This window comes from Serratia grimesii, assembly GCF_900186025.1.
Lineage (GTDB): Bacteria > Pseudomonadota > Gammaproteobacteria > Enterobacterales > Enterobacteriaceae > Serratia > Serratia grimesii.
This window is the reverse complement of the sequence record NZ_LT883155.1, coordinates 500012-510863: the sequence shown is the minus strand read 5'-3', so window position 1 is coordinate 510863 and position 10852 is coordinate 500012. Positions and strand designations below refer to the sequence as shown.

General features: G+C 55.7%; 9 protein-coding genes. 6 read left to right on the top strand and 3 right to left on the bottom strand.

Annotated features, from left to right (window positions below; translation table 11 throughout):
- Positions 1 to 357 precede the first annotated feature (357 nt).
- A complete protein-coding gene (gene treR / locus SGBXF1_RS02385; RefSeq protein ID WP_037425997.1) occupies positions 358 to 1305 on the top strand; it encodes a trehalose operon repressor TreR in 948 nt (315 codons plus the stop codon).
- Positions 1306 to 1347: 42 nt separating this feature from the next.
- Here treR and SGBXF1_RS02380 read toward each other — a convergent pair whose 3' ends face one another.
- Positions 1348 to 1761, bottom strand: coding sequence for an Exc2 family lipoprotein (locus SGBXF1_RS02380; RefSeq protein ID WP_186428454.1), 414 nt, complete (start codon positions 1759 to 1761; stop codon positions 1348 to 1350).
- Between the two features lie 320 nt (positions 1762 to 2081).
- On the opposite strand from SGBXF1_RS02380, the gene treB reads away from it, so the two are divergent.
- Both treB and treC read left to right on the top strand, forming a co-directional pair.
- On the top strand, positions 2082 to 3497 hold the full coding sequence (gene treB / locus SGBXF1_RS02375; protein ID WP_037426002.1) for a PTS trehalose transporter subunit IIBC: 1416 nt from the start codon (positions 2082 to 2084) through the stop codon (positions 3495 to 3497).
- 56 nt (positions 3498 to 3553) lie between these two features.
- Positions 3554 to 5218: an alpha,alpha-phosphotrehalase gene (treC, locus tag SGBXF1_RS02370; protein WP_186427750.1), complete on the top strand. Its 1665-nt coding sequence runs from the start codon at positions 3554 to 3556 to the stop codon at positions 5216 to 5218.
- A 27-nt stretch (positions 5219 to 5245) separates the two neighbouring features.
- Here treC and SGBXF1_RS02365 read toward each other — a convergent pair whose 3' ends face one another.
- Positions 5246 to 5770 (bottom strand): NAD(P)H-dependent oxidoreductase, encoded by a 525-nt coding sequence (locus SGBXF1_RS02365; protein ID WP_186427749.1) that lies wholly within the window; start codon positions 5768 to 5770, stop codon positions 5246 to 5248.
- A 104-nt stretch (positions 5771 to 5874) separates the two neighbouring features.
- Between SGBXF1_RS02365 and SGBXF1_RS02360 the strand changes: the two genes are divergently transcribed.
- The 3 genes from SGBXF1_RS02360 to nrdG all read left to right on the top strand — a co-directional run bounded on the left by SGBXF1_RS02360 (position 5875) and on the right by nrdG (position 9719).
- The gene (locus tag SGBXF1_RS02360; protein WP_037426011.1) at positions 5875 to 6783 is read left to right on the top strand and encodes a LysR family transcriptional regulator; all 909 of its coding nucleotides are present in this window, start codon (positions 5875 to 5877) and stop codon (positions 6781 to 6783) included.
- A gap of 272 nt (positions 6784 to 7055) precedes the next feature.
- Positions 7056 to 9194: an anaerobic ribonucleoside-triphosphate reductase gene (nrdD, locus tag SGBXF1_RS02355; RefSeq protein WP_186427748.1), complete on the top strand. Its 2139-nt coding sequence runs from the start codon at positions 7056 to 7058 to the stop codon at positions 9192 to 9194.
- A 60-nt stretch (positions 9195 to 9254) separates the two neighbouring features.
- Positions 9255 to 9719 (top strand): anaerobic ribonucleoside-triphosphate reductase-activating protein, encoded by a 465-nt coding sequence (gene nrdG, locus SGBXF1_RS02350; RefSeq protein WP_037426017.1) that lies wholly within the window; start codon positions 9255 to 9257, stop codon positions 9717 to 9719.
- A 42-nt stretch (positions 9720 to 9761) separates the two neighbouring features.
- Here the strand turns inward: nrdG and SGBXF1_RS02345 are convergent, their stop codons facing one another.
- Positions 9762 to 10820: a permease gene (locus SGBXF1_RS02345; RefSeq protein ID WP_061807473.1), complete on the bottom strand. Its 1059-nt coding sequence runs from the start codon at positions 10818 to 10820 to the stop codon at positions 9762 to 9764.
- Positions 10821 to 10852 lie beyond the last annotated feature (32 nt).

Sequence of the window (10852 nt, the reverse complement as noted above, 5' to 3'; positions counted from 1 at the left end):
CAGGCTTTCGGACACGCCAAAAAGCCTCTGCCGGAGCAGATTCTTGTATTTTTAAAAGCAGCAGGAGCGAACGACGGGCGTGCGCTACCGGTTACCGTTTACTTCACCGGTAAAACAGCAGCGCAGAGCGGGCAGGTTTTACCGGATCACCGAGTGAGTGTCTAAGGCTGTCGGATCGGGATCCATACGGGTGATAACCTCCGGTAAATGAAAAGATCGAACGACAAGAGCGGCCGTTCAGCGCAGTACACAAATCCCCTTATTGCGCCAAGATCCGTTGCGGAAAATAGGCTATGCTGACGGGCATTCAGCGTACGCCGTCAATTTACGCCTTTTAACCTAAACGACAAGTAAACCATGCAAAACCGGCTGACCATCAAGGACATCGCACGCCTGAGCGGCGTAGGAAAATCCACCGTATCACGGGTGTTGAACAACGAAGGCAGCGTAAGCCCGCAGACCCGCGAACGGGTGGAGGCGGTGATCCGTCAGCAGGGGTTTACACCGTCCAAGTCGGCACGTGCGATGCGCGGCCAAAGCGACAAAGTGGTGGGTATTATCGTTTCCCGTCTCGACTCACCGTCGGAAAACCAGGCGGTGCGTACCATGTTGCCGCTGCTCTATCAGCAGGGCTTCGACCCGATCGTTATGGAAAGTCAGTTTGAAACACGGTTGGTGAAAGAGCATCTGCACGTCCTGCAGCAGCGTAACGTCGACGGGGTGATCCTATTTGGCTTCACAGGACTGACGGCAGCGATGCTAAGCCCATGGCAAGACAAGATGGTGGTGCTGGCTCGCGAATACGAGGGGTTTTCTTCAGTTTGCTACGATGATGACGGTGCCGTACGGCTGTTGATGGAACGCCTTCAACAACAGGGCCACCAGCACATCAGTTACCTGGGAGTACAACTTTCGGATGCCACCACGGGTATGCGCCGCCATCAGGCTTATCTGGACGCTTGCCAGCAACAGCGGATAACCCCAAGCGTAGCCTTGGGGGAACTGAGCTATCAGAGTGGTTTCCAACTGGCCGCTTCGGTCATCGATCCCCAGACCACGGCGCTGGTGTGCGCCTCGGACACCATCGCCCTGGGCGCCATCAAATACCTGCAACAGCAACATATTGCCCCACTGCAAGTTTGCGGTATCGGTAATACCCCGCTGCTTAATTTCCTGTTCCCTGAAACGTTTTCGGTTGACCTCGGCTACGGCAGCGCCGGGCTGCAAGCCGCCCAGCAGTTATTAGGCCAGCTCAGCGGCGAACTGGGTATCCGCCAGATCATCGTACCAAGCAAACTCGCCTAAGGGCGGGTTTGCTGGGGCTATTAGGTAGCGTGATAACCGCTTTCAAGGCCGTCCTTCATAGCCATCCCAGTAGGTAGCCACAGCGGAATCCAGCAGGATCTGGCGTTGTTTTTGCGGGTTATCCACTGAATATTCCCGATTGATAAATTTCCCTTTCTTCCCCATGTCGCTGAGGAATTCAGGGCTGCGGAAATAGGCTTCCTGCTGCTCTGCCTGCTTGCGCGTCAATCCTTTGGCCCGATCGGCCTTCCCCATTTGATAGAACTGGTCAAAAAACGGAATAGAGGCTTTTATCGAGTCCGGAATTTGCGTCCGCATTTCGGGGGAAAAATCCTCTCGCGCCAGCTGATAAATCGCATGCCGGGCGTGGCGTTCCGGGCTGCTTTTTTGGCCGGTACAGGCGCTCAGGAACAACGCGGTGAGAACAATAAGAATTCGGGGCAATGTCAAAGTCATCATTCTTCCTTGAAAAAGTGCGTGGTAGCGACGATCACATAATGTATTGGACTAACGCGTCGCGCTAATTTCAATCAACTTATTGATTGTTAAGGGTGACAGTATAGCCGCCAATGCGTTTGTTCAAGATAATATTGCTGGATGTTTCGGCCAGCGCTCAAAATTCCCTGCGGGATAAATGGTCATTTTTTTATCGTTTTGTGATCCTCGCCCCAAACCGGGAACGTTCCCATTCCATAAGAAAAGGGGAATGACTAAGCTTTGATCATTACTCAGTCAACACCTCTGCGACAGTCCCATACCAAGAAAGGTATCTAATAATGAGCAAAGTAAAACAGCAGGATATCGATCGCCTGATTGTGCTGGTGGGCGGGCGCGAGAATATCGCTACCGTCAGCCATTGCATTACCAGGCTGCGTTTTGTTCTCAATGACCCAGCTCTGGCTAAACCGAAAGAAATCGAAGAGCTGCCGATGGTCAAAGGTTGCTTCACCAATGCCGGTCAGTTCCAGGTGGTGATTGGTCCGGAAGTCGGTGATTACTACCAGGCATTGATCGCCACCACCGGCGTCAATGAAGCGGATAAAGAACAAGCCAAAGTGGCAGCGCGCCAGAACATGACCTGGAGCGAACGTGCCATCTCTCACTTTGCTGAAATCTTCTTCCCACTGCTGCCTGCCTTGATCAGCGGCGGTTTAATCCTCGGTTTCCGCAACGTGATCGGCGACATCCCGATGTCCGGCGGCCAAACGCTGGCGCAGATGCATCCGGCGTGGAAAACCATTTACGACTTCCTGTGGCTGCTCGGCGAAGCCATCTTCATGTTCCTGCCAGTCGCCATTTGCTGGTCCACAGTGAAAAAAATGGGTGGCACGCCGGTGCTGGGTATTGTGCTGGGCGTCACGCTGGTTTCCCCGCAGTTGATGAATTCCTATCAACTCGGTCAGCAGATTCCGGAAGTGTGGAACTTCGGCTGGTTCACCATTCAGAAAGTCGGCTATCAGGCGCAGGTGATCCCTTCCATGCTGGCCGGTATGGCGCTGGGCTGGATTGAGACCCGCCTGAAAAAGATCGTGCCGGATTACCTGTATCTGGTGGTAGTGCCGGTGGTTTCACTGCTGCTGGCAGTGTTCCTGGCACACGCGTTTATTGGGCCGTTTGGTCGCATGATTGGCGATGGCGTAGCCTGGGCGGTAAAAGCCGTGATGACCGGTAGCTTCGCACCGATTGGCGCCGCGCTGTTTGGCTTCCTGTATGCACCGCTGGTGATTACCGGTGTGCATCAGACTACCCTAGCCATCGATATGCAGATGATCCAGAGCATGGGTGGTACCCCGGTCTGGCCACTGATTGCGCTGTCTAACATTGCACAAGCCTCTGCGGTACTGGGCATTATCATTGTCAGCCGTAAAGCCAACGAACGAGAAATCTCTGTACCGGCGGCCATCTCCGCCTACCTCGGCGTTACCGAACCGGCGATGTACGGGATCAACCTGAAATACCGTTTCCCTATGCTGTGCGCGATGATCGGCTCCGCCTTCGCCGGGCTGATCTGCGGCCTGGACGGCGTGATGGCTAACGGTATCGGCGTCGGTGGTTTGCCGGGCATCCTGTCGATCAAACCGCAGTTCTGGATGATTTACACGGTGGCGATCCTGGTGGCGGTGATTATCCCTCTGGTACTGACCATCATGGTTTACAAACGCAAAGCCAGCCGCGGTGAGCTGCCGGTCTGATTGAAATGTAGGGGCCCGCCAAGCCGGGCCCGTTGTCACGATTCAAAGGTATTACTATGAGCAATCCAATCCCCTGGTGGCAAAACGGTGTCATCTACCAAATCTATCCGAAGAGTTTTCAGGACAGCACCGGCAATGGCTACGGCGATCTGGCCGGTGTAACCCAGCGGCTGGACTATCTGCAGGAACTGGGCATCGACGCGATCTGGCTGACGCCGGTGTATGTCTCCCCGCAGGTGGACAACGGCTATGACGTGGCGGACTACTGCGCCATCGATCCGGCCTACGGCACCATGGAGGATTTCGACCGTCTGATCGCTGCCGCCCACCAGCGCAGCATCCGCATCGTAATGGACATGGTGTTCAACCATACCTCGACCGAACACCCGTGGTTCAAAGCCTCACAGGATCGTAACAGCCCGTTCCGTCAATTCTATGTCTGGCGCGACGGCGAAGGCGACACACCGCCGAACAACTGGCGTTCCAAGTTTGGCGGCAACGCCTGGCAATGGCACGCCGACAGTGGTCAGTATTATCTGCATCTGTTCGCTACCGAGCAGGCAGATCTTAACTGGGAGCACCCACCGGTACGCGAGGAACTGAAGAAAGTGTGTCAGTTCTGGGCCGACAAGGGCGTGGACGGCCTGCGTCTCGACGTAATCAACCTGGTCTCCAAGCAGCAGGATTTCCCCTCTGATAACCAAGGCGACGGTCGCCGTTTCTACACCGACGGGCCGCGTATTCATGAATTTCTGCAAGAGATGAGCCGGGATGTGTTCCAGCCACGCGGCTTGATGACCGTAGGGGAGATGTCGTCCACCACGTTGGAACATTGCCAACAGTACGCGGCAAAAAGTGGTGAAGAGCTGTCGATGACCTTCAATTTCCACCATCTGAAGGTGGATTATGCCGACGGCGAAAAATGGACACTGGCCGCGCCTGATTACGTTGAACTCAAACAGATTTTCCGCCACTGGCAGCAAGGCATGCATAATCAGGCGTGGAACGCGCTGTTCTGGTGTAACCACGATCAGCCGCGCATCGTTTCTCGCTTCGGTGATGAAGGCGAGCTGCGGGTACCGGCCGCCAAAATGCTGGCAATGGTGCTGCATGGCATGCAGGGCACACCTTATATTTATCAGGGCGAAGAGATCGGCATGACTAACCCGGGCTTTAACACCATAGAGCAGTATCGCGATGTGGAAAGCCTGAATATGTATAGCGAACTCAGTGCACAGGGCAAAAGTGACGCCGAGCTGCTGGCTATCTTGGCCAGTAAATCACGCGATAACGGCCGCACGCCGATGCAGTGGAGCGCCGCACCGAACGCCGGTTTCACTCAAGGCACCCCGTGGATTAGCTGCGCGGAAAACTACCCGCAAATCAATGCCGAAACGGCGCTGGCCGATCTGGATTCGGTGTTTTACGCCTATCGCCAATTAATCACCCTGCGCAAGCAGTATCCACTGCTGACTCACGGTGACTACCGTGACCTGGCCCCCGCCCACCCGGCACTGTGGTGCTACCAGCGCAGCTGGAACGGCCAACGCCTGTTGGTTGTCGCCAACCTGAGCCGCGAGTCGCTGGCCTGGCAAGCGGAAGGCGTAGAGCCGTCTGATTTGTGGCGCCCGCTAATGAGCAACTACGCTAATGCGCCTGCGCAACCGCAGGCCACTACCTTGCGGCCATTCGAAGCCGTATGGTGGCTGTTAGAAGACTAATACTGCCGGGGCGTGGCTTGCTGCGCCTTACAGTTTTTCCAGTAATTCCACCACACCGGCTGCCTCTTGCGCCAGACGCTCCTCACTGATATCAAACACACCCTGAACCAGATACGGCGGCAGGTAATCCATGACGGTCAGATTGGCCATTGCATGGAACGGGCGCAGTAAATCTGTTACTGGATAGCGGTTATACCCTTCAGGCGTATAGGCCTGCTGATTGCCGCCGGTAGTGACCACCAGTTGCAACGGTTTACCCTGCAGTTTGGTGCCATCAGTACCGTAGGCAAAACCGTGGGTTAATACCGCGTCCTGCCATTCACTGAGGATCGCGGGTGAGCTGTACCAGTAGAATGGGAACAACATCACCACCGCATCATGGCTCTGCAACAACGCCTGCTCACGCGCCACGTCAATTTGATAGTCCGGGTAAGCGCGCATCAGTTCGTGAATAGTCACGTTTGGCAGCGGGCGCAGTGCTTCGATCAACGCTTTGTTGATACGTGAATCATCAGGGAAACGGTGAGCGGTTAACACGAGAATACGCGACATAAGAGATCCTTGATTAAGATTTGATATCGCATTTTTCCATTTCCTGCACGCCGGGTGTAGGCTGTTAGTTGTCACTTCAATTTCAACTGAAAGTATCAACCACTATGTCACTGCCCTTTGACGTACATCGCCTGCTGCCAGCGTTTCTCACCGCAGCCCAGGCACAGAATTTCTCTGCTGCTGCGCGCCAGTTGGGTGTCACCCCGGCGGCGATTAGCAAAAATATTCGCGTGCTGGAAGAAAAGCTGGCGCTGCGATTGTTCCAGCGCAATACCCACAACGTGGTGCTGACCGACGAAGGTAAAGCACTGCTGCACCAAGTCGCTCCGCTGTGGCAGGCGCTGTCCACAACGCTGGAAACCGCCGGCAGTGCGCAGCAAACACCATCAGGGACGGTACGCGTCAGTATGATCCCCGGCTTCGGCCGCCAAATGTTGATGCCATTGATCCCCCAATTTCTCGAGCGTTATCCGCAGATCGATCTCGATCTTTCACTGGATGCGCGAGTAGTCAATTTGGTGGGTGAAGGCTTTGACGTAGGTATTGGCAGCCGGGTCGATCCTGACAGTCGACTGGTGGCGCGCCCCCTATACTCAATGCAGATGGTGCTGGCGGCCTCACCCGGTTATCTGGCGCAACACGGCATGCCGCAGGATCCTGACGATCTACTGCAACATAACTGCCTGCTGCACCGTAACCCGGCTACCGGGCGCAACGCAAAATGGCCTCTGCGTCAGCACGGCGACGCCAAAACGCTGGAGCTGCATGGTCGCCTGGTTGCCAGCCGGCCGGAGATGCTGCTGGATGCGGCCCTGGCTGGGGTAGGCATCGCCTGCCTGGCTCGCTGGTACGCGGAACAGCATTTTGCGCAAGGTACTCTGCTGCCGGTGCTGGCGGGCTGCTGGCCACAGCCGACTCAACTGTGGCTGTATTACGCTTCTGCCGACCTTCCGCCTCGGGTACGCGTCTGGGTTGAGTTCCTGCTAGAGCATTTTCGTCACCGCCCGGCCTGAGTTTTCAGGCCGTAAATTAACGTTTGTACAGCTAACGCCCGCTCTTTCAATTTCTTTGTCCTACGTCAAAAGAACCCTGCCAATATCTATATATAGTGCATTAAGAAACACCAACACCTATATGTAGTAGTTATCCACAAAATCATCCACACGTCGCCTCAGCCCTTGTGCGCTGCGGCTTTGCCCTGTGGATAAGCCGAAATCATACCGATACCCAATAGCTTTCAGGCTGCCGGGCATCAGCGCTCCCTCGGGGAACAAGGAGTAACAACGTGAAACCAGTAGTGATTAAACGGGACGGTTGCCAGGTACCTTTTGACGAGGCACGCATTGGGCAAGCTATCGAGCGGGCAGCACTGGCCGCCGGGATTGTCGATGCTGACTACTGCGCTACTGTCGCCCGCGTAGTCGCTCAACGGATGTCACAACAGCAGCGCGTTGATATCCATGAAATTCAGCAGGCGGTTGAAAATCAGCTGATGGCCGGCGAATACAAACAGCTGGCACGCGCCTATATCGAATATCGTCACGATCGTGACGTGGCACGCGAACTGCGTGGGCGACTCAACCAAGAGATCCGCGGCCTGGTGGAACAAAGCAACATGGCGTTGCTGAACGAAAATGCCAATAAAGACAGCAAGGTGATCCCTACCCAGCGCGACCTGCTGGCCGGGATCGTCGCCAAGCATTACGCCAAACAGCATATCCTGCCACGTGACGTGGTGCTGGCCCACGAGCGCGGCGAGATCCACTACCACGATCTCGATTACTCGCCCTTCTTCCCTATGTTCAACTGCATGCTGATCGATTTGAAAGGCATGCTGACCAACGGCTTCAAAATGGGTAATGCCGAGATCGAACCACCGAAGTCGATCTCCACCGCGACCGCCGTCACCGCACAGATCATCGCACAGGTCGCCAGCCATATTTATGGTGGCACCACCATTAACCGCATCGACGAGATCCTGGCACCGTTCGTCAGCGAAAGCTTCAACAAGCACCGGCAAGTCGCCGAAGAGTGGCAGATCCCGGACGCGCAAGGCTACGCCATGGCACGCACCGAGAAAGAGTGTTACGACGCCTTCCAGTCATTGGAGTACGAGGTCAATACCTTGCACACCGCCAACGGGCAAACCCCGTTCGTCACCTTCGGATTCGGCCTGGGTACGTGCTGGGAATCACGGTTGATCCAACAGTCTATTCTGAAAAACCGTATCGCCGGGCTGGGCAAGAACCGCAAGACAGCAGTGTTCCCTAAACTGGTGTTCGCCATTCGCGACGGCCTGAACCACCAATATGGCGATCCAAACTACGATATCAAACAGTTGGCACTAGAATGTGCCAGCAAGCGCATGTATCCAGACATCCTCAATTACGATCAGGTAGTGAAAGTCACAGGTTCGTTCAAAACGCCGATGGGTTGCCGCAGCTTCCTCGGTACCTATGAAGAGGATGGCGAGCTGGTGCACGACGGCCGCAACAATATCGGTGTCATCAGCCTAAACCTGCCGCGCATTGCGCTAGAGGCTATGAGGGATGAAAGCCGCTTCTGGCAACTGCTGAATCAACGTTTACTGCTGGCGAAGAAAGCACTGATGACGCGTATCGCGCGGCTCGAGGGTATCAAAGCCCGCGTGGCCCCCATCCTGTATATGGAAGGTGCCTGTGGTGTGCGGTTGAAAGCTGACGACAATATTGCCGACATTTTCAAAAATGGCCGCGCGTCGATCTCACTGGGCTATATCGGCTTGCATGAAACTATCAATGCGCTATTCGGCAATGAACAACATGTTTACGACGATGAAGCGCTGCGTGCCAAAGCGGTCGCCATTGTTGCGCATCTGCGGGCTGCTACCGACAGTTGGAAAGCCGAAACCGGCTACGGTTTTAGCCTGTACAGCACGCCAAGCGAAAACCTGTGCGATCGCTTCTGCCGGTTAGATACCGCTGATTTCGGGGTGGTGCCGGGTGTCACCGACAAGGGCTATTACACCAACAGCTTCCATCTGGACGTAGAGAAAAAGGTCAATCCGTACGACAAGCTGGATTTTGAAGCGCCTTACCCGCCATTGGCCAATGGGGGGTTCATCTGTTACGGCGAATACCCGAACCTGCAACACAACCTGAAAGCACTGGAAGATGTATGGGATTACAGCTACAGCCGCGTGCCTTATTACGGTACCAACACGCCGATCGATGAGTGCTACGAGTGTGGCTTTACCGGCGAATTCTCCTGTACCAGCAAAGGCTTCACCTGCCCGAAATGCGGTAATCACGAGCCATCCAAGGTGTCCGTTACGCGTCGGGTGTGCGGCTACCTCGGTAGCCCGGATGCCAGACCGTTCAACGCAGGCAAGCAGGAGGAAGTGAAACGCCGGGTGAAACACCTGGGGAATGGACAGATCGGCTAACGTCGGGCAGCGATACATCAGGGCTCAGCATGCTGAGCCCCTACTATCAGAAAGCGAAATATGAACTACCACCAGTACTATCCCATCGACGTGGTCAACGGCCCTGGCACTCGCTGCACGCTGTTTGTTGCCGGTTGCGTACACCAGTGCCCTGGCTGCTACAACAAAAGCACCTGGCGGCTCAATTCCGGGCAGCCATTTACCCAAGCGATCGAAGACCAAGTGATTGCCGACCTTAACGACACGCGTATTCCGCGCCAGGGCCTGTCGCTGTCCGGCGGCGATCCGCTGCATCCGGCCAATATCCCGGCGGTGCTGCAATTGGTGAAAAGAGTGCATGCCGAGTGCCCCGGCAAGGATATTTGGCTGTGGACGGGCTATCGGCTAGCTGAACTGGATGAACAGCAAATGCAGGTAGTGGATCGGATTAACGTGCTGATTGACGGCAAGTTTGTGCAGGACTTAAAAGACCCGGCATTGATCTGGCGCGGCAGCGCCAATCAGGTGGTGCATAAGCTGCGTTGACTGTTTTCAAGGGCGCAGCCTGTAAGCTGCGCCTTTCTCACCTTACACCAGCCACACTCCCACCACGCCTGTCACGATCCCACACAGTGCCACTAAAGCCGCCGTCAGAATCAGAGCTTTAGCGGAAAAGGCTTTGTTCAGCATCAGCAGTGAAGGCACACTGACCGCCGGTAAGGTCATCAACAACGCTAGCGCCGGCCCCGTGCCCATGCCAGCCAACATCATCGCCTGCACAATCGGAATTTCCGCCGCCGTAGGGATCACGAACAAACAACCGGCGATCGCCAACCCAATAATCCACAGCACACTGTTATCTATCGCGCCATCAGCATGCGGGAACAACCAGACCCGCGCCGCACCCAACGCCAACACCGCCAAAATGTAAATCGGTATGGTTGACCAAAACAGCGACCACAGCGCCTTCAGCCAACGCCCGAAGAAAGGTTGCTCCTCGATTTTCTCCAGCGCTATCACCGGCATTTGCAATGCGGCGGGTTGCGGGTCGTTGGCAGTCGCGCGCTGCACCAGCCAGGCAATACCCAATACCATCATCACCCCGGCCACCAGCCGAATAGCGGCAAACTGCCAGCCGAGCACGAAGCCCATAAAAATCAGCGTCGCCGGGTTCAGCACCGGGTTACTGAGCCAGAATGCCATCGCCGCGCCGCTGGATACCGACTGACGGCGCAGCCCGGCGGCAACCGGTGCCGCACAGCAGGTACACATCATGCCCGGCAGTGCGATCACCGCGCCGAGCAAGGTGCCGGAAAACCGTGGGTGTCCCAATGTACGCATCAACCAATCACGCGGGATTAATACCTGCACCAGCGAGCCCAACACCACACCAAGTACCGCCGCTTTCCACACCGCAGTGAAATAGATCAACGCATAGTGCCAGGCCGCCAGCCACGGGCTGTTGTCACCATTAGCCAGTATCGATTTGCCGATCGAGTGCGTTTCGGCAGCCAAAAAGGCCTTGCCGTAATAAGGCTGCCATTTGACGTAGTAAAGACCAACGGCCATCACCAGCAGAAACAGAATCGGTTTCCACAATGGCCAGGGGCGGGCACGGTTTTCAGTTGCAGTCAGGGGATGTGGCATGGGATTGGCTCGGTTCAGTCATCAATGGCGTC

Excerpts from the sequence above, each read along its gene's own strand:
- SGBXF1_RS02380 (WP_186428454.1), bottom strand. The coding sequence starts at position 1,761 with ATGACTTTGACATTGCCCCGAATTCTTATTGTTCTCACCGCGTTGTTC.
- treR (WP_037425997.1), top strand. The coding sequence starts at position 358 with ATGCAAAACCGGCTGACCATCAAGGACATCGCACGCCTGAGCGGCGTA.
- SGBXF1_RS02365 (WP_186427749.1), bottom strand. The coding sequence starts at position 5,770 with ATGTCGCGTATTCTCGTGTTAACCGCTCACCGTTTCCCTGATGATTCA.
- SGBXF1_RS02345 (WP_061807473.1), bottom strand. The coding sequence starts at position 10,820 with ATGCCACATCCCCTGACTGCAACTGAAAACCGTGCCCGCCCCTGGCCA.
- nrdG (WP_037426017.1), top strand. The coding sequence starts at position 9,255 with ATGAACTACCACCAGTACTATCCCATCGACGTGGTCAACGGCCCTGGC.
- treB (WP_037426002.1), top strand. The coding sequence starts at position 2,082 with ATGAGCAAAGTAAAACAGCAGGATATCGATCGCCTGATTGTGCTGGTG.
- SGBXF1_RS02360 (WP_037426011.1), top strand. The coding sequence starts at position 5,875 with ATGTCACTGCCCTTTGACGTACATCGCCTGCTGCCAGCGTTTCTCACC.
- treC (WP_186427750.1), top strand. The coding sequence starts at position 3,554 with ATGAGCAATCCAATCCCCTGGTGGCAAAACGGTGTCATCTACCAAATC.